The sequence below is a fragment of the Salmonella sp. NW645 genome, from assembly GCF_051703725.1.
Classification (GTDB): Bacteria; Pseudomonadota; Gammaproteobacteria; order Enterobacterales; family Enterobacteriaceae; genus Salmonella; species Salmonella enterica.
On record NZ_JAMMKR010000011.1, the window covers coordinates 26,024 to 47,587 of the forward strand.

The following is a 21,564-nucleotide window of genomic DNA, read 5'->3' on the forward strand; positions in this document are numbered from 1 at the left end:
AACGAATTTGGATAAAATTCACTTTACGATCAACGCAGTGCCATCAGCAGCGCCAGCACCACAACCGCGCCGATGCTCATGGATGCCACATACCAGCGCAAATAACCGTTCTCGCTCAGTACCAGGCCTTTGCCTGCAAAACGGGAAAGGATAGCCGGAATGTTCATCAACGCATTAAGCGGGTCGCGCTTCAGCAGCCAGGCGATACCGAGGAATGGCTTGACGAATACTTTGTCGTACAGCCAGTCAAAGCCCCAGGCGTTATACCACCAGGTCCCCAGCAGACGGCCCGGCGCGCTGTTGGCGATCGACGTCACCAGCGTGCGTTTACCCAGCCACAGCCATGCGGCAATCAGGATGCCGGCAATCGCCACTACGCCAGAGGTAATTTCCAGCGTCATGACGCGACCATGCGCCAGTTCAGTTGTCTGCGGCAGCACCCCCTGCAATGGCGGCACAATCAGCGCGCCAACAAAGGTAGACAGAATCATCAGGACAATCAGCGGCAGATGGTGGGTAATCCCCTTCCCTGCATGAGCGTGAATTTGTTCTTTACCGTGGAAGACGATGAAAATCATCCGGAAGGTGTACAGGGAGGTCATGAACGCGCCGACCAGGCCCGCCACCATCAGATTGATATGACCGTTCGCCATCGCGCCAGCCAGGATCTCATCCTTACTGAAGAAGCCCGCAGTGACCAGCGGCAGCGCCGACAGCGCCGCGCCCCCCACCAGGAAGCAGGCATACACCAGTGGAATCGACTTACGCAGACCGCCCATCTTAAAGATGTTCTGTTCGTGATGGCAGGCCAGAATGACCGAGCCGGACGCCAGGAACAGCAGCGCTTTAAAGAAGGCGTGCGTCATCAGGTGGAAAATCGCCGCATCCCACGCCTGTACGCCGAGCGCCAGGAACATGTAGCCAATCTGGCTCATGGTGGAATAGGCCAGCACGCGTTTGATGTCGGTCTGCACCAGCGCGGCGAAACCCGCCATGACCAACGTAATCGCCCCGATAATGCCCACCAGATGCAGAATCTCCGGGGTCATCAGGAACAAACCATGGGTACGAGCGATCAGGTAGACACCGGCGGTCACCATGGTAGCGGCGTGGATCAGCGCGGAGACCGGCGTCGGGCCGGCCATCGCGTCGGCAAGCCAGGTCTGCAACGGAAGCTGCGCAGATTTACCGACCGCGCCGCCCAGCAGCATCAGCGTCGCCCACATCAGCATGTTGTTGCCGTCAGCAAAGTGCGCTGGCGCCAGCTCGACCATTTCGCGGAAGTTCAGCGTGCCCAGTTCGTTGTAGAGGATGAACAGCGCGAAGGCGAGGAATACGTCACCGACACGGGTCACCACGAAGGCTTTCATTGCCGCTGCGCCATTCTTCGGATCGCTGTAATAGAAGCCGATCAACAGATAAGAGCACAGGCCCACGCCTTCCCAGCCGAGGTACATCAACAGCAGGTTATCGGACAGCACCAGAACAACCATGCTGGCGATAAACAGGTTGGTATAAGCGAAGAAGCGGGAGTAACCCTCTTCTCCACGCATGTACCAGGACGCGAACATGTGGATCAGGAAGCCGACGCCGGTGACCACAGAGAGCATGGTCAGCGACAGGCCGTCCAGCACCAGGTTAAAACCGATGTTGAAGTTACCGACCGACATCCACGTCCACAGCGGCTGGCTGAACGCCTGTTTGCCGTTGGCGAAGAAATCCATCCCGACAAACGCTGTCACCAACGCCGCCAGACCAACGGAGCCCACGCCAATGGTCGCGGAGAGATTTTCCGACCAGCGTCCGCGAGAGAACGCCAGCAGTACAAAGCCAATCAATGGCAGAATAATGGTTAAGGCAAGCATGTTCATCCACGCATCTCACTTACTGAATCGATGTTCAGGTTCTGGCGACGGCGATGGAGTTGCAGCAACAGCGCAAGTCCAATACTCGCTTCCGCAGCCGCAAGGCTGATGGCGAGAATGTACATCACCTGACCATCGGTCTGGCCCCAGTAGCTCCCGGCGACCACAAAAGCCAGCGCGGAGGCGTTAATCATGATTTCCAGCCCAATCAGCATAAACAGCAGATTGCGGCGGATAACCAGACCGGTTAAACCCAGGACGAATAAAATCGCAGCGAGGATCAGTCCATGTGTTAAGGGGATCATGCGCGCTCCTCCGTTTTTCTTTTCACGCGGTCATCGGCGCGGTTGCTTAGCACTTCGCCCGCACGCTCTTCACGACCGACGTGGAACGCCACCACCAGGCCTGCCAGCAGCAGCATAGATGCCAGTTCGACCGCCAGAACATAAGGCCCGAACAGCGTAATGCCCACCGCTTTCGCGCTAATCGGCGTGCCGTCGATGCCCTGGTCGTTAACGCCCAGAATGGCGTACACAATGACCGCCAGCATAATGGCCGACAAAACCGCCGGACCAATCCACACCTGCGGCTTCAGCCACTGGCGTTCCTGTTCAATTTCGCTGCCGCCGAGGTTGAGCATCATCACCACGAACACAAACAGCACCATGATGGCGCCTGCGTAGACGATAATTTCCAGCGCACCGGCAAAATAAGCGCCCAGCGAAAAGAACACCCCGGAAATCGCCAGTAGCGATATCACCAGATACAACAGCGCGTGTACCGGATTGGTATGGGTGATCACTCGCAGGGTCGCGAGGATGGCTATCAGGCCACAGATATAAAAAGCGAATTCCATTGCCCTCTCCTTACGGTAACAGGCTCTTGACGTCGATAGGCTTGGCTTCGTTCTCTGCTTCGCCTTTATCTTTGCCGTCGATTGCCATACCCGCCATCCGGTAGAAGTTATATTCCGGGTATTTGCCCGGACCGGAAATCAGCAGATCCTCTTTTTCGTACACCAGATCCTGACGTTTGTATTCGCCCAGTTCGAAGTCCGGGGTCAACTGAATCGCCGTGGTCGGGCACGCTTCTTCGCACAGGCCGCAGAAGATGCAGCGTGAGAAGTTAATGCGGAAAAATTCCGGATACCAGCGGCCATCTTTGGTCTCCGCTTTTTGCAGAGAGATACAGCCTACCGGACAGGCTACCGCACACAGGTTACAGGCAACGCAGCGCTCTTCACCGTCCGGGTCGCGCGTGAGCACGATACGGCCACGGTAACGGGGCGGTAAATAGACCGGCTCTTCCGGATACATCCGCGTTTCGCGTTTGGCGAACGCATGCAGGCCGATCATCCAGATACTACGTACCTGAGTGCCGAAACCTACTAATAATTCTTTTAAGGTCATGGTCTTTGTGTCCCTTATTGCGCCTGCCACAGAATGACAGCCGCCGTTACCAGCAAGTTGATGAGCGTCAGCGGCAGGCAAACTTTCCAGCCGAAGGACATTACCTGGTCATAACGCGGACGCGGTAACGACGCACGAATCAAAATGAACATCATCATGAAGAACGCGGTTTTCAGCGCGAACCAGACGAATGGCGGTAAGAACGGGCCATGCCAGCCACCGAAGAACAACGTTACCATCAGCGCGGAAACGGTGACGATGCCGATGTACTCCCCCACAAAGAACAGACCGAATTTCATACCGGAATATTCGATGTGGTAACCGTCCGCCAGTTCCTGCTCGGCTTCCGGCTGGTCAAACGGGTGACGGTGACAGACCGCTACGCCCGCGATGGCGAAAGTAACAAACCCAAAGAATTGCGGAATCACGTTCCACAGATGCGCCTGGTTATTGACGATATCGGTCATATTAAATGAACCGGCCTGCGCCACCACGCCCATCAGGGAAAGACCAAGAAACACTTCGTAGCTCACCGTCTGGGCAGACGCACGCATCGCGCCCAGCAGCGAGTATTTGTTGTTGCTCGACCAACCGGCGAACAGCACCGCGTAAACCGCCAGACCGGCCATCATCAGGAAGAACAGAATCCCGATGTTTAAATCGGCCACCACCCAATTAGGGCTAACCGGCACAATGGCGAAGGAGAGCAGCAGCGAAGTAAACGCGATCATCGGCGCCAGGGTAAAGATGACGCGATCCGAGAATTTCGGGATCCAGTCTTCTTTAAAGAACATCTTGATCATGTCCGCGACCAGCTGGAGCGAGCCGCCCCAGCCAACGCGGTTTGGTCCATAACGGTTCTGGAACAGACCCAGCAGACGACGTTCGCCAAAGCTCATGAAGGCCCCGCAGGTGACGACCACCAGCAGAATCACCACCGCTTTGAGAATGCTCAGCAGGATCTCAATCAGATCCGGTGTAATCCAACTCATTGTTGCGCCTCCCGCAGATCCTCAAGACGCGCGCCAGCCAGAACCGGCGCGATGCCAGGCATACCCATCGGCAGCCCTACCTGCCCTGCCGCTAACCCTTCAGAGATTTCAACCGGCAGCGTCACCGTATTGCCATCGTAGCTAAAGGAGACGCGCGTCCCGGCATTGACACCCAACTTCGCGGCATCCGCCGGGTTAAGTTTGATATACGGCTGCGGCATACGGCTCTGGAAGACCGGAGAACGCTGAGACAATTCGTCGCTGCCAAACAGGTGGTAATACGGCGCAATACGCCACTGACCGTCCTGCGCCTGGAAGCTTGCCGGCACGGTAGTGAAATAATCCAGACCGCCCTCAGTCGCTTCAATCAAACGCACGCCCGGATCGCCGTGACGCAGTTTGCCGCCCACTTCATCCTGGAATTTGTTCCACGCCTGCGGGGAGTTCCAGCCCGGTGCCCAGGCGAACGGAATTTCAGATCGCGGGGCAGTCGGTTGGTTATTCCCTTCCATTGAGAAGGCGAACATGGTGTCTTTATCCTGCGGCTGACGTGGTTCATGCACGCTGATATTGGCGCGCATCGCCGTACGGCCACTGTAACGATGCGGTTCGCGCGCCAGCTTCTGCCCACGAATGCGGAAGGTCGCATCCGGCGCGGCGTCTTTAATGCCGGCAAATTGCGGCATGGCGGCAATGACCGCGTCGATCACATGGTCAAGCTGTGTCCAGTCCACTTCGCGGTTTTCGACGGTGCTGTGCAGCGAATGCAGCCAGCGCCAGCTTTCCAGCATAATCGTCTTGTTATCGTAGTAGGCCGGGTCATAAACCTGGAAGAAGCGCTGCGCGCGGCCTTCGTTGTTGATGACCGTACCATCGCTTTCGGCGAAGCTTGCCGCGGAAAGCACCAGATGCGCGTTTTCCATAATCGCCGTGCGCTGATGGTCAACCACCATCACCAGCGGCGCTTTGGCGAGCGCAGCGTTCACGCGCGTAGCGCTTGCATGACGGTGGAGATCGTTTTCCAGCACCACCACCGCGTCCGCACTGCCGGTTTCCAGCTCGCCCAACGCATCATCAAGCGAACCGCCGCCCATCATACCCAGCCCCATGCTGTTCACGGAACGAGCAATCATAGTAATACCGACGTCGGCGCCACGGCCTTTCAGCGCTTTCGCCACGTTGGCGGCCGCCTGAATCACCTCACTGCTACCGGCGTTAGTGCCGGAGATAATCAGCGGTTTTTTCGCGCCGGCCAACGCCTGCACAATGACATCAATTTTGTTTTGTAAGTCGCTGTCGATACCGTCAACCGCAGGCGCTGTATTGTCCAGCGCATGAGCAATCGCAAAGCCCAGGCGCGCCTGATCTTCCACCGGCGCGCGATAGGTCCAGGCGGCGATATCATCCAGACGGGTGCCGTCCACGTTGGTCACGAACAGCGGATGTTTGGCACGCTGGCCGATGTTAAGGATGGCCGCAATCTGCCAGTCGGCTACTTTCTGCGCCGCCGCCATTTCACGCGCTTTACCTTTCACCGCCTGGCGTACCGCCAGCGCAACGCGCGCGCCGGTCTGGGTAACGTCTTCGCCCAATACCAGTACCGCGTCATAAGATTCGATTTCCCGCAGCGCCGGGGTGTAAATTCCGCCTTCACGCAACACTTTCAGCGCCAGTTGCAGACGTTCCTGCTCGCCGCGCGCGATACCGGTGTAGAAGTTTTCCGCACCAACCAGCTCACGCAGCGCAAAGTTGCTCTCAATGCTGGCGCGTGGCGAACCGATACCGATCACTTTCTTCGACTGGCGCAGAATATCCGCCGCGCCCTGCATCGCCTGCTCGGCGTTGAGAGTAATAAAGTCATCGCCACGGCGCTGAACCGGCTGACGCGGACGGTCTTTCAGGTTCACATAGCCATAGCCGAAACGACCGCGGTCGCAGAGGAAGTAGTGGTTAACGGTACCGTTGTAACGGTTTTCGATACGGCGTAATTCGCCATAGCGCTCGCCCGGGCTGATGTTACAGCCGATGGAACACTGCTGGCAGATGCTCGGCGCAAACTGCATGTCCCATTTACGGTTGTAACGCTCGGAGTGCGTTTTATCGGTGAAGACGCCGGTCGGGCAAATCTCGACCAGGTTACCGGAGAATTCGCTTTCCAGCGTACCGTCTTCCGGACGCCCGAAGTAGACGTTGTCATGCGCGCCATAGACGCCCAGATCGGTGCCGTCGGCATAATCTTTGTAGTAACGCACACAACGGTAGCAGGCGATGCAGCGGTTCATTTCGTGAGAGATGAACGGCCCCAGATCCTGGTTGCGGTGGGTACGTTTGGTGAAACGGTAGCGACGGAAACTGTGACCCGTCATCACGGTCATATCCTGAAGATGGCAGTTACCGCCCTCTTCACAAACCGGACAGTCGTGCGGGTGGTTAGTCATCAGCCACTCCACCACGCTTTCACGGAACTGTTTCGCTTCTTCGTCGTCAATAGAGATAAAGGTACCGTCGGTGGCTGGCGTCATACAGGACATCACCAGGCGACCACGCGTATCTTCCGCGTTTTGGTATTGCTTCACCGCACACTGGCGGCAAGCACCGACGCTTCCCAGCGCCGGGTGCCAGCAAAAATACGGAATATCAAGGCCCAGGGACAGACATGCCTGTAGCAGGTTGTCCGCGCCGTTGACCTCGTATTCTTTGCCGTCTACATGAATCGTAGCCATTAGCATGCTTCCAAATTAAAAATCGTTAACTCACCAGCGCTCTTTGAGCAGGTTCGGCTGAATACCATTGATTAAATGGGTATTACTGAACGGCTGCTTGATGCCAGCTTCGAATTCTTCGCGGAAATACTTAATTGCGCTTTGCAGTGGCTCAACCGCGCCCGGCGCATGCGCGCAGAAGGTTTTACCCGGTCCGAGGAAACGACACAGTTGCTCAAGTGTCTCGATATCCCCCGGCTGGCCTTCGCCACGCTCCAGCGCGCGCAGAATTTTCACGCTCCACGGCAGACCGTCGCGGCATGGCGTACACCAGCCGCAGGATTCGCGGGCAAAGAACTCTTCCAGGTTACGCACCAGCGATACCATGCCGATTTCGTGGTCTACCGCCATCGCCAGCGCGGTGCCCAGACGGCTGCCTGCTTTACCGATGCTTTCGAACTCCATCGGCAGGTCAAGATGCGCCTCGGTCAGGAAGTCGGTTCCCGCCCCGCCCGGTTGCCAGGCTTTGAATTTCAGGCCATCGCGCATACCGCCCGCGTAATCTTCTAGAATCTCACGCGCGGTGGTGCCGAACGGTAATTCCCACAGGCCCGGATTCTTCACGCGGCCTGAGAAGCCCATCAGCTTGGTACCCGCATCTTTGCTTTTCGAAATGTTCTGGTACCACTCCACGCCGTTGGCGAGGATTGCCGGGACGTTGCACAACGTTTCGACGTTATTCACACAGGTCGGCTTGCCCCATACGCCGGAGGTCGCCGGGAAGGGCGGCTTGGAGCGCGGGTTCGCGCGGCGGCCTTCGAGGGAGTTAATCAGCGCCGTTTCTTCACCACAGATGTAACGCCCTGCCCCGGTGTGGACAAACAGTTCAAAGTCGAACCCGGTGCCCATGATATTTTTGCCAAGCAGCCCGGCCTCGGTTGCTTCAGCAATCGCACGGCGCAGATGTACAGCCGCTTCGATATATTCGCCGCGCAGGAAGATGTAACCACGATACGCTTTCAGCGCGAACGCGGAGATCAGCATGCCTTCCACCAGCAGGTGCGGCAGTTGTTCCATCAGCAGACGGTCTTTATAGGTGCCCGGCTCCATTTCATCGGCGTTACACAGCAGGTAACGGATGTTCATGGATTCATCTTTCGGCATCAGGCTCCACTTCAGACCGGTGGAAAAGCCCGCGCCGCCGCGCCCTTTCAGACCGGCGTCTTTTACCTGGCTGACGATTTCATCCGGAGACAGGCCGGTCAGCGCCTTACGCGCGCCTTCGTAGCCGTTTTTGCTACGATATTCATCCAGCCAGACCGGCTGTTTGTCATCGCGCAGACGCCAGGTCAGCGGATGGGTTTCGGGAGTACGGATAACGTTTTTCATTTATACCGCTCCAGTAGTTCAGGAATGGCTTCCGGGGTCAGATGGCTGTGAGTATCCTCATCAATCATCATGTTCGGCCCTTTATCGCAATTCCCCAGGCAGCAGGTCGGCAGCAGCGTAAAGCGACCATCAAAGGTCGTCTGCCCCGGTTTGATGTTGAGATTTTTTTCCAGCGCGGCCTGAATCCCCTGATAGCCGGTGATATGGCACACCACGCTGTCGCAGTAGCGAATCACGTGGCGACCGACCGGCTGACGGAAGATCTGGCTGTAGAATGTGGCGACGCCTTCGACGTCGCTCGCCGGAATACCCAGCACATCGGCAATAGCGTAGATCGCGCCGTCCGGCACCCAGCCACGCTGCTTCTGAACGATTTTCAGCGCTTCAATGGACGCCGCACGCGGGTCTTCGTAGTGGTGCTTCTCGTGCTCTATCGCTTCACGCTCTGCCGCACTCAGCTCAAAAGCCTCGGTTTGTGGTTGTTGATTCTCGTGCATAATTAGCGGTCCACATCTGACATAACAAAATCGATACTACCCAGATAGACAATCAGGTCGGAAACCAGGCTACCGCGGATCGCCGAGGGAATCTGCTGCAGGTGCGCAAAGCTCGGCGTGCGCACGCGGGTACGGTAGCTCATAGTGCTGCCGTCGCTGGTCAGGTAGTAACTGTTAATCCCCTTCGTCGCTTCCACCATCTGGAAGGACTCCTGCGCCGGCATCACCGGGCCCCAGGAGACCTGCAGGAAGTGGGTGATCAGGGTTTCGATATGTTGCAGCGTGCGCTCTTTCGGCGGCGGCGTGGTCAGCGGGTGATCCGCTTTGAACGGGCCTTCCGGCATGTTATCGAGGCACTGCTGAAGAATGCGCAGACTCTGGCGCAGCTCTTCCACTTTCAACATCACGCGGGTATAGCAGTCGGAAACACCGCCGCCCACCGGCACTTCAAAGTCAAAGTTTTCGTAGCCAGAGTATGGACGCCATTTACGCACGTCGAAGTCGATCCCGGTCGCGCGCAGCCCTGCGCCGGTGGTGCCCCACTCCAGCGCTTCTTTCGCGCCGTAAGCGGCAACGCCCTGCGAACGCCCTTTCAGAATGGTGTTACGCAGCGCGGCTTTCTCGTAAGAATCCAGACGCTTCGGCATCCACTCAAGGAACTCTCGCAGCAGGCGATCCCAACCGCGCGGCAAGTCGTGCGCGACGCCGCCGATACGGAACCAGGCCGGGTGCATACGGAAACCGGTAATGGCTTCCACCAGGTCATAAATTTTCTGCCGGTCGGTAAAGGCAAAGAAGACCGGCGTCATCGCGCCGACGTCCTGAATAAAGGTCGAGATGTACAGCAGATGACTGTTAATGCGGAACAGTTCGGAGAGCATCACGCGGATGACGTTCACCCGATCCGGGACGGTGATCCCTGCCAACTTTTCTACCGCCAACACGTACGGCATTTCATTGACGCAACCACCGAGGTATTCGATACGGTCGGTATAGGGAATGTAGCTATGCCAGGACTGGCGCTCGCCCATTTTTTCGGCGCCGCGATGGTGATAGCCGATATCCGGCACGCAGTCGACGATTTCTTCGCCGTCAAGTTGCAGGATAATACGAAACGCACCGTGCGCAGACGGGTGGTTCGGGCCGAGGTTGAGGAACATAAAGTCCTCGTTGTCAGTCCCGCGCTTCATCCCCCAGTCTTCCGGCTTAAAGGTCAGCGCTTCCATTTCCAGATCCTGCTTGGCTTTGGTCAGCTCAAACGGGTCGAATTCGGTCGCGCGCGCCGGATAATCTTTACGCAGCGGATGGCCTTCCCAGGTTTGCGGCATCATGATGCGCGTCAGGTGCGGGTGGCCTTCGATATCAATGCCAAACATCTCCCAGGTCTCACGCTCGTACCAGTTGGCGTTAGGGAAAAGTTTAGTGAAGGTCGGCACGCGCAGGTCGTTTTCAGACAACGCCACCTTGAGCATGATATCGCGATTACGCTCAATGGAAATCAGGTGGTAGAAAACGGAAAAATCCGCGGCGGGTAACCCGTCACGGTGCGTACGCAGGCGTTCATCCATGCCGTGTAAGTCAAACAGCATGACGTAAGGTTTCGGCAGTTTCTTTAAGAAATCGCCAACCTCCAGTAGTTGTTCACGCTTGACCCAAACAACGGGGATACCGGTGCGGGTCGCCTGAACGGTAAAGGCATCCGGCCCAAAACGGTTGCGCAGTTCGCCGATAACCGGATCATCAAGATGATCGCGGGTACTCCATGCAGCGTCTTGCGCGGTTAAGTCGGTCATATTGTTCACCATTGCAAATGGTCCGTGGTGGTCGGCAGTGCTTCGCGCTATTAAAATAGTGGTTAGCGAAGTGAAGTGCTGCTGCCGACAGGCGCAAATTAAATCTCGTCCGGGGTACGCAGGTTCGTGACGGCAATACGCTCGCCGCGTTTACGTTCGCGTTCTGGCTGCATATTGGCGCGATACACGCCCTGATCGCCCACCACCCATGAGAGCGGACGGCGCTCTTTGCCAATCGATTCTTGCAGCAGCATCAACGCCTGCATATACGCTTCCGGACGCGGCGGACAGCCAGGGATATACACATCCACCGGGATAAACTTATCAACGCCCTGCACTACCGAATAAATATCGTACATGCCGCCGGAGTTGGCGCAGGCGCCCATAGAAATGACCCATTTTGGCTCCAGCATTTGGTCATACAGACGCTGAATAACCGGGGCCATTTTGGTAAAGCAGGTACCGGCCACCACCATCAGGTCAGCCTGACGTGGCGACGCACGCAGCACTTCCGCGCCGAAACGGGCGACGTCATGCACTGCGGTAAAAGAGGTCACCATCTCTACATAGCAGCAAGAAAGGCCGAAGTTGTAGGGCCAAATTGAGTTTTTACGGCCCCAGTTAACCATGTCATGCAGTTTGCCCATGAACACGTTTTTGTTAACTTCCTGCTCCAGGGGGTCAGTTACGATCTCCTGTTTTTGCAGGGGGTAACGGTCATTCTCACCGTTAGGATCTATGCGGGTGAGCGTATAATCCATCTTAATGCCTCGCGGTTAGCGTTGACGATTAGCGATACTGTTCGTTTCCGGGTTCATACGCTCGCGGCGTGAACGCGCGGGCGTCCAGTCCAACGCGCCAATACGCGCCAGATAAACCAGACCAGCCAGTAACACAAAAATAAAAATTGCAGCTTCCACAAAGCCAACCCAGCCGCTTTCGCGGATAGAAGTCGACCATGCGAACAGATACAGCGCTTCAACGTCGAAGATAACGAAGAACATGGCTACCAGGTAAAACTTGGCAGACAAGCGTAAGCGGGCGGTGCCGACCGAGTCGATACCTGATTCAAACGGAACGTTCTTGTGCCTCGCGCGTGCGCGACCGCCCAAAAACCAACCGCCTACCAGCATCAGGCAGCACAGGCCAATGGCAACGATAAGAAAGATAGCGAATGCCCAGTGATGAGCGATGACTTCAGTGGATGTTGACATACTCATTGCTTACTCATCAAAAGTAGCGCCAGTTTCTCTGCTCTTTACGGCAGATGGGCGCCACATCGATTCATGGGGAGGAATAAAAAAAACCCTACAATTACTGTAGAAAATGATAAAAACAGCTAATTGATGTGGTTTTTTACTCCTTTCTATAACCTTTTGTCAACTTTAACAAAAGTTCCTTCACATTAATTTACATCAATTCATCACCATTAACATTAAGTGCCATCCTGGAGAAAATGACTCTTCGGCCAGGGGGGATTTTATGTTGTTGAATCGTGTCCGTTGTGAAGCAAAAGAAATAACACACACCTATTTTGACAGGAATTTGTGAAGATGCCTCCCCCTAAATGGGAGTATTTTCTTGATCTGTGACACGCTTTTGTTAATTCACCCCCTAAAACAGCAACAATTTCTCTAGTTTTTTAACATGCAAATTCATAAAATGGATGTTCTGGTTATTTTTTACCCACATTGAACTGCGAATCGCTACTGGCTGATTTACCGCAACTTTTACAATTTGTGCGGTTAAGCGCGTACAGATGGGCACAAAAAAAGAGCCACTGAGCGTTTTTTCATCGCCAGCGGCTCTTTTTTACATTTACGACTTAGCGCCTTTTGCCTGCGAGCTACTCAAAACCCCCTTCCACCATCAGCGGATCATCTCCGCCCTCTGCAGAAAACTGGTTGTAATGCCATGGGTTTTGATAGCTTTCCATCGCATGGAAAATCACCATCGCCAGCTCGTTCTGGCTATTGGGATCGCGGCACAACAGATATTCCGTATCCGGCAAAGGCGGTAATCCGTCTGCGGCACCCAGCACGCGAAGGTCGGGACTCATCATTTCGACAGGTCGAGCCGTTACGCCAAGACCGGCTTTAACGGCCGCGCGTACCGCCGGTAATGTAGACGCCACATAGGCCAGCCGCCAGGGAATACCCGCTGCATTTAGCGTCTCCAGCACCATATCGCGGAATGGGCTGGGATCGTCCAGCAGGACTAATGGTACGGGCTCTCCCCTTTGCAAAACATACTCAGCCGCACAATACCAATGGGTGGGCGAGGTCCGCAAATTCAGACAATCCAGCGAATGAGGTTGGTTAGTCGTCACCACCAAATCTACTTCCTGCGATTTAACCATGTCCACCATATAGGCGTTGCGTTTTACCCGTACATCAAGCGCGAGTTTCGGATAAACCGAGCTGATTCGGCTAAGCAAAAAAGGCAGGATAGTATCAGCTGATTCATCAGAAGCGCCAATTGTTAACACTCCCTGAAGATTACTGAACATTAATGATGAACACGCCTCATCATTAAAACGCAGGATTTTTCTGGCGTACCCCAGAAGCTGGATACCGTGTTCGGTCAAAAGCTTGTTACGACCATGGCGGGCGAACAATTCCTTTCCCACGAGTTGCTCAAGACGCTGCATTTGCTGACTGACCGCAGACTGAGTACGACATACCGCCGCCGCCGCCGCGGCGAAGGTGTTCAGATCGGCAACGGCCACGAACGTTCTCAGCAGATCGAGATCGAGGTTAATTATCGGACGATTTGCATTTATCATAATTTTTCACTTACTGGCGGGTCATATCGGGCTGACCTGGTTAATGCTGTGCATTCAGAAACAAGCAATTCCATTTGTAATGTGCATCCTTCGCAGTACCGCCTGGTTACCCAGGTAAATGTTAGAATGTAATTGAAAATACGACCAAAACACTTCTCTTACTTACTGATATAATACCAAATGCAACTGATCGGGATATATCAAAGAGAATGTGTCATACCTTTAGGCGTCTACAGATTTCTGCTAATGATGGACGTGTAAATCTTGTAACAGCGTCAAATAGTTTACCGAGACGCACAGATACAAAAACAATATATTGAACAATAGGTTATGTATAAAATCGCGTCATGAAAATTAGCAGACAACGCAGACTACGCCCCCGTTTCGGATCATTATCTTAACCTAAAACCGCTATATTTATAAGTATTATTACGAATAATCTTAACCTGGGATATGTTATACTAATCGGACCAGAAAGATATTATTACGACTTTAGTAAATGCTTTTTAAATATTAAATAATAATTAATTAAGATTTCTACCATTCATTAATTATACTTAACAATAGTTTCACACCCCCCGCCGCCGGAAAGGTCTAACCTTCTCATTTTACCTTTAATACTCAGTATTTCCGAAATAGCCAGCGCGACACTAATGATGAATGCTTATCTCTCATAAAACAGATAATTTCTAACAACATAAAAAACCACATTACGCGCAATTACATAGAATAAAACACTATACATACAGACAAAAATAGAAAATGCATCTAACCAAATGATTTTATGAAGTTTTAAACAGTACGAAAGCGCGTTAAAAATAAACAAAATCTTCTTCTGTTCACTCTTCAAAACTCACCGTCGTGGGAGTACATTGTTTCGTGCTGACTTCCACGGCAGGGAGTGGCAATAACAGCTAAAAGGTCAAGATTCATGTCCCCCATTGAAAAATCCAGCAAACTCGAAAATGTCTGTTATGACATTCGTGGCCCCGTTCTGAAAGAAGCGAAACGCCTTGAGGAAGAAGGTAATAAAGTTCTTAAACTGAATATCGGCAACCCCGCCCCCTTCGGATTCGAAGCGCCGGACGAAATTCTGGTCGATGTCATTCGTAATTTGCCGACGGCGCAAGGATATTGCGACTCGAAAGGGCTTTATTCCGCCCGTAAAGCAATTATGCAGCATTATCAGGCCCGTGGAATGCGCGATGTAACCGTGGAAGATATCTATATCGGTAACGGCGTTTCCGAGCTGATCGTTCAGGCGATGCAGGCGTTGCTTAACAGTGGCGATGAAATGCTGGTTCCCGCGCCCGATTATCCGTTATGGACAGCGGCGGTATCGCTCTCCAGCGGCAAGGCGGTACATTATCTTTGCGATGAATCTTCCGACTGGTTCCCGGACCTTGACGATATCCGCGCCAAAATCACCCCACGTACGCGTGGTATTGTCATTATTAATCCAAACAACCCTACTGGCGCCGTCTATTCTAAAGAATTGTTGATGGAAATTGTCAACATTGCGCGCGAGCATAATCTCATCATCTTCGCCGATGAAATTTATGACAAGATTCTCTATGACGATGCCGAGCATCACTCTATCGCCGCACTGGCGCCTGATCTGCTGACCATCACCTTTAATGGGTTGTCTAAAACCTATCGCGTCGCCGGCTTCCGCCAGGGCTGGATGGTGCTGAACGGGCCGAAAAAACATGCGAAGGGCTATATTGAAGGACTGGAGATGTTAGCCTCAATGCGCCTGTGCGCCAACGTCCCGGCGCAACATGCTATTCAGACCGCGCTCGGCGGCTATCAAAGCATTAGCGAATTTATTCTGCCGGGCGGCCGACTGTATGAACAGCGTAACCGCGCCTGGGAGTTGATTAACGATATCCCCGGCGTTTCCTGCGTAAAACCGCGCGGCGCGTTGTACATGTTCCCCAGGATCGACGCTAAACGTTTTAATATTCACGATGACCAGAAGATGGTGCTGGACTTCCTGCTACAGGAAAAGGTGCTGCTGGTGCAAGGTACCGCCTTTAACTGGCCGTGGCCGGATCACTTCCGCATTGTGACGCTACCGCGTGAAGATGACCTGGAGATGGCCATCAACCGTTTTGGGCGTTTCCTCTCAGGTTACCATCAATAATCTTAAATTCAGGCTACTTCGGTAGCCTGAATTGCATCTTCATCTCCCTCCCCGCACAATGAAGTCTGCCGCAGTGAAAACAAAAGGTAATCTATGAAGCAGAGCCATTTTTTCGCCCATCTCTCCCGCATGAAGTTGATTAACCGCTGGCCGCTGATGCGTAACGTGCGTACGGAAAACGTCTCCGAACATAGTCTGCAGGTGGCGATGGTCGCCCATGCGTTGGCGGCGATAAAAAACCGTAAATTTGGCGGTCAGCTCAATGCTGAACGCATCGCGCTTCTGGCGATGTATCATGATGCCTCGGAAGTACTGACCGGCGATCTGCCGACGCCGGTAAAATATTTTAATTCCCAGATAGCCCAGGAATATAAAGCGATCGAAAAAATCGCCCAGCAAAAGCTGGTTGATATGGCGCCGGATGAATTGCGCGATATTTTCGCACCGCTTATTGATGAGAATGCCTGGAGCGAAGAAGAACAGGCAATCGTAAAACAGGCCGATGCGCTTTGCGCCTACCTGAAATGCCTGGAGGAGCTATCGGCGGGAAACAATGAGTTTGGACTGGCAAAAACGCGGCTGGAAAAAACGCTGGAATTACGTCGCAGCCAGGAGATGGACTATTTTATGGCGGTGTTCGTACCAAGTTTCCATCTCTCTCTTGACGAGATAAGCCAGGATTCACCGCTTTAAACGGTTGTGCCGGATGACGACGTCAACGTCTTATCCGGCCTGGACGTAGCGTGATATCCGCAGGCCTGATAAGCGCAACGCCATCAGGCCTTTTCCTGTCTGGGGTTAAAACGGAAACAACATCGGAATCATCACAATACAAACCGCCATCACAATAAGCGTGAACGGCACGCCAAGCTTCACAAAATCGCTAAAGCTATAGTTTCCCGGCCCCAGAACCAGAGTATTGACCGGCGATGAAACCGGCGTCATAAAGGCGGCGGAGGCTGCCATCGCCACCGCCATCGCAAACGGATAGGGCGACACCCCCATCGATTTCGCCGCCGCCAGCGCAATCGGCGCCATCAGCACCGCCGTTGCCGTGTTAGAAATGAACAGTCCTATGACGGCGCACAGCACGAACAGGCATCCCAGCATCATATACGGCCCATAGCCGCCGCCGATATCCATTAACCCTTGCACGACCAGAGAGACGCCGCCGGTTTTTTGCAACGCCAGCGCAAACGGCATCATACCCACAATCAAGATAATACTCGGCCAGTGGATCGCTTTATACGCGCTTTCAGCATCAATACAGCGAAATTTTCCCATCAGCAGGCAGGCGATAATCGCCGCGATCGGGTTGGGAATTTCATCGGTCAACATCAGCGCCACCATCAGTACCAGGCAGAAAATGGCGTGCGGCGCCTGGCTGTGCGCAGGAGAGGCTTCGCTGACCTCGACCGGCATATTCAGCACCACAAAGTCGCGGCCTTTTTGCCCCAGCAGGCTGATTAACTTCCAGTTCCCCACGACCAGAATGATATCGCCCATCAATAACGGCTCATCGGCCAGCGACCCTTCCAGCGCGACGCCGTCGCGTTTCAGGCCGACCACATTCAGCCCGTAACGTGTACGGAAGGCGATTTCACGCACCGACTTGCCAATCAGTTCAGACTCCGGAATAAGCGAAATTTCCGCCATCCCGACATCCAACGCCTGATCGGAAAAATATTCTCCACGCAATACCATCGGTTCCAGCAGTTGCTCGGCGCAGAACTCTCTGAGGTCAACCTCCGCCGCCGACATATCAATCAGCAGAACGTCGCGAGCGCGAAACTCCGATACGCCGTTCACATTGACGATAACCCGCCGAAAGCGCCGCCAGCGTTCAACGCCGATGACATTGGCGCCGTAACGTTCGCGCAGTTTAAGGTCGTCCAGTCGCTGTCCCACCATCGGCGAACCGGGGCGAATCGCCAGACGGCGAGCGCGCCCCGTCAGACGGTACTCGCGGATAAGATCGCGGAAAGTGCGCCGCTTACCGGCCTGTTGTCCGGGCGCATCGCCTTTTAGCATGAAGCGCATCACCAGCATATAAACAATGCCGAGCGCCAACACCACTACCCCCAGCGGCGTCACGCTAAAAAAGTTGAACCCGTGCAGGCCTTCACGCAGCAGTTCACTGTTAACCACCAGGTTCGGCGGCGTCGCCACCAGCGTCATCATTCCGCTGATAAGCCCGGCAAAACTCAGCGGCATCATCAGGCGCGAAGGCGAGGTCTGCATATGCATAGAAACGCTAAGAACAACGGGGATAAAAATCGCCACCACGCCGGTTGAACTCATGAAAGCACCAAGTCCGGCGACAGTGATCATCAGTAAAACCAGCATTTTGATTTCACTGCTGCCCGCCATTTTAACCAGCCAGGTACCGACCACCGTAGCAACGCCGGTGCGCACGAGGCCGTCGCCAATAATAAATAAGGCGGCGATAAGAATGACATTCGGATCGCTAAAGCCGGAGAAGGCTTCCGGAAGGGTCAAGGTACCGCTAAGGACAAAAGCAACAATGACGAATAAAGCTACCGCATCCATACGTACTTTGCCCGTCGCAAACAACACGACGGCAATCGCCAGTAAAGAGAGAACCCAAATCAATTCACCGTTCACAACATATCCTTGTCAGATGAGAAGATAACGAGATTCTGCCATAAATATGCCCCGCCAAAGCGGGGCGATATCATGATCAGGTCTTTCTTAACACCACCACATCGCCGTTTGGTTGTTTAGCGACCGATAATTGCGTCAGGCTATCCAACGCAAAATCAACATCCGCCAGACGCGGCGTGTCGGCCGGCGCATTGACCGCAATGACGTGGCAGCCCGCAGCCAGTCCGGACAGCACGCCAGCCGGGGCATCTTCTACTACGACGCACTCCTGAGGGGCCAGGCCAAGCAGTTGTGCGCCCAGCAAATACGCATCCGGCTCCGGTTTGCCGCGTTTGACTCGTTCGGCGGTGACAAACACCTCTGGCGCTGGAAGGCCCGCGACCTGATGGCGCGCACGCGCGACCGGCATTGAACCGGAGGTGACGATAGCCCACGGAATGCCCGCTTTATTCAGGTGATTGAGTAAATCGACTGCCCCCGGCAGCGCGGTGATCCCTGCGGTTTCAGTGGCTTCTATTTGCTCCAGGCGCGTAAACTCAGCGGCAATTTCCGCCTCCGATTTACCCGCCATAAAATGCCGCAACGAGGTGATCGCCTGTTTGCCATGAATAAAGCCCAGCACCTCATCATGAGCAAGGTTAAAACGATCGGCCCAGCTACACCACGCGCGTTCGACGGCAGGTAATGAGTCAACCAACGTTCCATCCAGATCAAACAGAAAACCTTTACACTGCACGCGAGCCTCCTCAGGCATTAATGATTTGATTGATTTCATTCGCGCTCAGGTGGTACTGACGCGGGCAGGCATGCCAGACATTCAACATCCGCTGGTATTTTTCCCACATCGGCGTCTGGGCATTAAAGCCGTGCGTCCCGGCGTCAAAGTGAGTGTAGCGTCCTTCTATATTCACCATAAAACGGACATAGCCGAGGTAACGCGCTTCCGTCGCAGCGTCAAACCCCAGGAAGGTGACGCGACGTTCGTCGATGGCTTGCGTATCTTTGAGGTTGGTCCAGGAGACGTGCAGCGCATGGTACATCTCCATAATATCGATGATGGTACGACAGGTCTCTTCCGTCAGCTCGCCAAACTCGCGATCCAGCTCGCGCATCTGCAGGCCGTAGCCGCGTTCAATAATTGTTTGTAAGCGACGGTAACGCTCGGCGTTGGTGGGATCGAGCATCGTCATCATTTTGTACTGGTTAGACAAAATCAGACGTTGCGCGTTGGTCATTTCCATTTTGAACTCCTGTATCACGCTATAGCGATGAAAAAAAGAAGGCATTGGTATGCCTTCTTTTATATGCGTAATCCGGGGTCAATTACAAATCATCCAGGAAAGTTTTATCCAGTTGTTTGAAGGCGCGCTTAAGCGTGTCAGCTAATGCCTGGTAATCCGGCTTTCCTTCTACCGGCGCCAGCGCTTGTCCAGCCTCCTGCAATTTACCGCGAACTTCGTAAAACCAGTTAAGGATTGAAGGCGGCAACGGCGTCACGGAACGTTTCCCTAACCACCATAATCCCTGCATAGGCAAGCTCAGGGCGAACAGGGCGGTCGCCACGGCCGGACCTAACTGACCGCCCAGCGCTATCTGCCAGCATAATGTAAAAACGGCGACAGGCGGCATAAATCGTATGGCATAGCGCGTCATACGAATGACGCGGTTTTCGACGAAAACGGGCGCCAACCGTTTTTCCATCGGCCACGTCTTCGCGTAGTGCTGCCCCCGGCGAAATAAGCTAAAAAAATTTACGGAGCGATTATCCGGTGTCGACATGGCCTACCTCAACTTCACATATAAAATTTAAAAAATTTGTGCAAAACAACAACTGCGAGGGACAACGTTCAAAACATTTTGTCTTCGATACCCACTATCAGGTATCCTGTGTCGGCCTGTCAAAGGCCGGTAGTTTAAAATCATTGAGTCGTCAATATTACACATAGTATGCCATTGGCTGAAAAATACGCAAAATGGCATAGACTCAAAGGTATTTCTTCCATCATGCCCAAAAAAACTCCTGCGCATGATGTTAATCATAAATGTCAGGGCTATCATGCGCTACGCTCTATGGCTCACTGACGTTTTTTTAGCCACGTATCATAAATAGGTACTTCCATGTCGAGTAAGTTAGTACTGGTTCTGAACTGCGGTAGTTCTTCACTGAAATTTGCAATTATTGATGCAGTTAATGGTGATGAATACCTTTCTGGTTTAGCCGAATGTTTCCATCTGCCAGAAGCACGCATCAAATGGAAAATGGACGGCAGTAAACAAGAAGCGGCTTTAGGTGCAGGCGCCGCTCACAGTGAAGCGCTGAACTTTATCGTTAACACTATTCTGGCACAAAAACCAGAACTGTCTGCGCAGTTAACTGCAATTGGTCACCGTATCGTACACGGCGGCGAGAAGTATACCAGTTCCGTAGTCATTGATGAGTCCGTCATTCAGGGCATCAAAGATTCCGCCTCTTTCGCACCGCTGCATAACCCGGCTCACCTGATTGGTATCGCCGAAGCGCTGAAATCTTTCCCGCAGCTGAAAGATAAAAACGTTGCAGTATTCGACACCGCCTTCCATCAGACCATGCCGGAAGAATCTTACCTGTATGCCCTGCCGTACAGCCTGTATAAAGAACACGGCGTTCGTCGCTATGGCGCACACGGCACCAGCCACTTCTATGTAACTCAGGAAGCGGCAAAAATGCTGAACAAGCCGGTAGAAGAACTGAACATTATCACCTGCCACCTGGGCAACGGCGGTTCTGTTTCTGCTATCCGTAACGGTAAATGCGTGGATACCTCTATGGGTCTGACCCCGCTGGAAGGCCTGGTCATGGGTACCCGTTCCGGCGATATCGACCCTGCGATTATCTTCCACCTGCACGACACTCTGGGCATGAGCGTAGATCAGATCAACAAAATGCTGACCAAAGAGTCCGGTCTGCTGGGTCTGACTGAAGTGACCAGCGACTGCCGTTATGTTGAAGACAACTACGCCACCAAAGAAGACGCAAAACGTGCGATGGACGTTTACTGCCACCGCCTGGCGAAGTACATCGGTTCTTACACCGCTCTGATGGACGGTCGTCTGGATGCAGTCGTGTTCACCGGCGGTATCGGTGAAAACGCCGCGATGGTTCGCGAACTGTCTCTGGGTAAACTGGGCGTGCTGGGCTTTGAAGTCGACCACGAACGTAACCTGGCGGCCCGCTTCGGCAAATCTGGTTTCATCAACAAAGAAGGTACCCGTCCGGCGGTGGTGATCCCAACCAACGAAGAACTGGTTATCGCGCAGGACGCGAGCCGTCTGACTGCCTGATTTGACACCGCCAGCCTCGCTGGCGGTGCTGTTTTGTAAC

The 21,564-nt window shown here is 53.9% G+C and carries 20 protein-coding genes; 3 read left to right on the top strand and 17 right to left on the bottom strand.

Annotation, left to right across the window (positions count from 1 at the left end):
* Positions 1-29 precede the first annotated feature (29 nt).
* The 13 genes from nuoL to lrhA form a co-directional block, all read right to left on the bottom strand.
* Positions 30-1,871 (bottom strand): NADH-quinone oxidoreductase subunit L, encoded by a 1,842-nt coding sequence (nuoL, locus tag NA389_RS19730; RefSeq protein ID WP_001056581.1) that lies wholly within the window; start codon positions 1,869-1,871, stop codon positions 30-32.
* Positions 1,868-2,170 (bottom strand): NADH-quinone oxidoreductase subunit NuoK, encoded by a 303-nt coding sequence (nuoK, locus tag NA389_RS19735; RefSeq protein WP_000612687.1) that lies wholly within the window; start codon positions 2,168-2,170, stop codon positions 1,868-1,870. Before nuoK ends, nuoL begins: the two co-directional genes overlap by 4 nt.
* A complete protein-coding gene (nuoJ, locus tag NA389_RS19740) occupies positions 2,167-2,721 on the bottom strand; it encodes an NADH-quinone oxidoreductase subunit J (protein ID WP_000393523.1) in 555 nt (184 codons plus the stop codon). The genes nuoK and nuoJ overlap by 4 nt, the downstream gene beginning before the upstream one ends.
* A gap of 10 nt (positions 2,722-2,731) precedes the next feature.
* Positions 2,732-3,274 (bottom strand): NADH-quinone oxidoreductase subunit NuoI, encoded by a 543-nt coding sequence (nuoI, locus tag NA389_RS19745; protein WP_000172747.1) that lies wholly within the window; start codon positions 3,272-3,274, stop codon positions 2,732-2,734.
* A 14-nt stretch (positions 3,275-3,288) separates the two neighbouring features.
* Positions 3,289-4,266: an NADH-quinone oxidoreductase subunit NuoH gene (gene nuoH / locus NA389_RS19750; RefSeq protein ID WP_000118515.1), complete on the bottom strand. Its 978-nt coding sequence runs from the start codon at positions 4,264-4,266 to the stop codon at positions 3,289-3,291.
* On the bottom strand, positions 4,263-6,989 hold the full coding sequence (gene nuoG / locus NA389_RS19755) for an NADH-quinone oxidoreductase subunit NuoG (protein ID WP_001528469.1): 2,727 nt from the start codon (positions 6,987-6,989) through the stop codon (positions 4,263-4,265). Before nuoG ends, nuoH begins: the two co-directional genes overlap by 4 nt.
* A gap of 30 nt (positions 6,990-7,019) precedes the next feature.
* Entirely contained in the window at positions 7,020-8,357 is a 1,338-nt protein-coding gene (nuoF, locus tag NA389_RS19760) for an NADH-quinone oxidoreductase subunit NuoF (RefSeq protein ID WP_000800048.1), read from the bottom strand.
* On the bottom strand, positions 8,354-8,854 hold the full coding sequence (nuoE, locus tag NA389_RS19765) for an NADH-quinone oxidoreductase subunit NuoE (RefSeq protein WP_000545038.1): 501 nt from the start codon (positions 8,852-8,854) through the stop codon (positions 8,354-8,356). Before nuoE ends, nuoF begins: the two co-directional genes overlap by 4 nt.
* Positions 8,855-8,856: 2 nt before the next feature.
* Entirely contained in the window at positions 8,857-10,659 is a 1,803-nt protein-coding gene (nuoC, locus tag NA389_RS19770) for an NADH-quinone oxidoreductase subunit C/D (RefSeq protein WP_000247855.1), read from the bottom strand.
* A gap of 86 nt (positions 10,660-10,745) precedes the next feature.
* A complete protein-coding gene (gene nuoB / locus NA389_RS19775; protein ID WP_000386728.1) occupies positions 10,746-11,408 on the bottom strand; it encodes an NADH-quinone oxidoreductase subunit NuoB in 663 nt (220 codons plus the stop codon).
* Positions 11,409-11,423: 15 nt separating this feature from the next.
* Complete coding sequence (gene nuoA, locus NA389_RS19780) at positions 11,424-11,867, bottom strand: NADH-quinone oxidoreductase subunit NuoA (RefSeq protein WP_000062993.1); 444 nt, start codon at positions 11,865-11,867, stop codon at positions 11,424-11,426.
* A 394-nt stretch (positions 11,868-12,261) separates the two neighbouring features.
* Positions 12,262-12,414, bottom strand: coding sequence for an STM2329 family putative cytoplasmic protein (locus NA389_RS19785; RefSeq protein ID WP_001121022.1), 153 nt, complete (start codon positions 12,412-12,414; stop codon positions 12,262-12,264).
* Between the two features lie 79 nt (positions 12,415-12,493).
* The gene (gene lrhA, locus NA389_RS19790; protein ID WP_000606288.1) at positions 12,494-13,432 is read right to left on the bottom strand and encodes a transcriptional regulator LrhA; all 939 of its coding nucleotides are present in this window, start codon (positions 13,430-13,432) and stop codon (positions 12,494-12,496) included.
* 931 nt (positions 13,433-14,363) lie between these two features.
* Between lrhA and alaA the strand changes: the two genes are divergently transcribed.
* Both alaA and yfbR read left to right on the top strand, forming a co-directional pair.
* Complete coding sequence (gene alaA / locus NA389_RS19795) at positions 14,364-15,578, top strand: alanine transaminase AlaA (protein ID WP_000074540.1); 1,215 nt, start codon at positions 14,364-14,366, stop codon at positions 15,576-15,578.
* A gap of 93 nt (positions 15,579-15,671) precedes the next feature.
* Positions 15,672-16,271 carry a 5'-deoxynucleotidase gene (gene yfbR, locus NA389_RS19800; RefSeq protein WP_000813882.1) on the top strand — a complete coding sequence of 200 codons (600 nt, stop codon included), beginning with the start codon at positions 15,672-15,674 and terminating at the stop codon, positions 16,269-16,271.
* A 105-nt stretch (positions 16,272-16,376) separates the two neighbouring features.
* Here yfbR and NA389_RS19805 read toward each other — a convergent pair whose 3' ends face one another.
* The 4 genes from NA389_RS19805 to yfbV form a co-directional block, all read right to left on the bottom strand.
* Positions 16,377-18,203, bottom strand: a complete 1,827-nt coding sequence (locus tag NA389_RS19805; RefSeq protein WP_001012861.1) for an SLC13 family permease — start codon at positions 18,201-18,203, stop codon at positions 16,377-16,379.
* Between the two features lie 76 nt (positions 18,204-18,279).
* Entirely contained in the window at positions 18,280-18,957 is a 678-nt protein-coding gene (locus tag NA389_RS19810; protein ID WP_001555201.1) for a sugar phosphatase, read from the bottom strand.
* Positions 18,950-19,444, bottom strand: a complete 495-nt coding sequence (locus NA389_RS19815; RefSeq protein WP_000426135.1) for a YfbU family protein — start codon at positions 19,442-19,444, stop codon at positions 18,950-18,952. Before NA389_RS19815 ends, NA389_RS19810 begins: the two co-directional genes overlap by 8 nt.
* 82 nt (positions 19,445-19,526) lie before the next feature.
* Positions 19,527-19,982, bottom strand: a complete 456-nt coding sequence (gene yfbV, locus NA389_RS19820; RefSeq protein WP_000106617.1) for a terminus macrodomain insulation protein YfbV — start codon at positions 19,980-19,982, stop codon at positions 19,527-19,529.
* Positions 19,983-20,321: 339 nt separating this feature from the next.
* On the opposite strand from yfbV, the gene ackA reads away from it, so the two are divergent.
* Positions 20,322-21,524: an acetate kinase gene (gene ackA, locus NA389_RS19825; protein WP_000095689.1), complete on the top strand. Its 1,203-nt coding sequence runs from the start codon at positions 20,322-20,324 to the stop codon at positions 21,522-21,524.
* The last annotated feature ends 40 nt before the right edge of the window (positions 21,525-21,564 follow it).

Bases quoted from the DNA above. Each gene is read 5' to 3' on its own strand.
- nuoL (WP_001056581.1), bottom strand. From the start codon at position 1,871: ATGAACATGCTTGCCTTAACCATTATTCTGCCATTGATTGGCTTTGTA.
- nuoK (WP_000612687.1), bottom strand. From the start codon at position 2,170: ATGATCCCCTTAACACATGGACTGATCCTCGCTGCGATTTTATTCGTC.
- nuoJ (WP_000393523.1), bottom strand. From the start codon at position 2,721: ATGGAATTCGCTTTTTATATCTGTGGCCTGATAGCCATCCTCGCGACC.
- nuoI (WP_000172747.1), bottom strand. From the start codon at position 3,274: ATGACCTTAAAAGAATTATTAGTAGGTTTCGGCACTCAGGTACGTAGT.
- nuoH (WP_000118515.1), bottom strand. From the start codon at position 4,266: ATGAGTTGGATTACACCGGATCTGATTGAGATCCTGCTGAGCATTCTC.
- nuoG (WP_001528469.1), bottom strand. From the start codon at position 6,989: ATGGCTACGATTCATGTAGACGGCAAAGAATACGAGGTCAACGGCGCG.
- nuoF (WP_000800048.1), bottom strand. From the start codon at position 8,357: ATGAAAAACGTTATCCGTACTCCCGAAACCCATCCGCTGACCTGGCGT.
- nuoE (WP_000545038.1), bottom strand. From the start codon at position 8,854: ATGCACGAGAATCAACAACCACAAACCGAGGCTTTTGAGCTGAGTGCG.
- nuoC (WP_000247855.1), bottom strand. From the start codon at position 10,659: ATGGTGAACAATATGACCGACTTAACCGCGCAAGACGCTGCATGGAGT.
- nuoB (WP_000386728.1), bottom strand. From the start codon at position 11,408: ATGGATTATACGCTCACCCGCATAGATCCTAACGGTGAGAATGACCGT.
- nuoA (WP_000062993.1), bottom strand. From the start codon at position 11,867: ATGAGTATGTCAACATCCACTGAAGTCATCGCTCATCACTGGGCATTC.
- lrhA (WP_000606288.1), bottom strand. From the start codon at position 13,432: ATGATAAATGCAAATCGTCCGATAATTAACCTCGATCTCGATCTGCTG.
- alaA (WP_000074540.1), top strand. From the start codon at position 14,364: ATGTCCCCCATTGAAAAATCCAGCAAACTCGAAAATGTCTGTTATGAC.
- yfbR (WP_000813882.1), top strand. From the start codon at position 15,672: ATGAAGCAGAGCCATTTTTTCGCCCATCTCTCCCGCATGAAGTTGATT.
- NA389_RS19810 (WP_001555201.1), bottom strand. From the start codon at position 18,957: ATGCCTGAGGAGGCTCGCGTGCAGTGTAAAGGTTTTCTGTTTGATCTG.
- NA389_RS19815 (WP_000426135.1), bottom strand. From the start codon at position 19,444: ATGGAAATGACCAACGCGCAACGTCTGATTTTGTCTAACCAGTACAAA.
- yfbV (WP_000106617.1), bottom strand. From the start codon at position 19,982: ATGTCGACACCGGATAATCGCTCCGTAAATTTTTTTAGCTTATTTCGC.
- ackA (WP_000095689.1), top strand. From the start codon at position 20,322: ATGTCGAGTAAGTTAGTACTGGTTCTGAACTGCGGTAGTTCTTCACTG.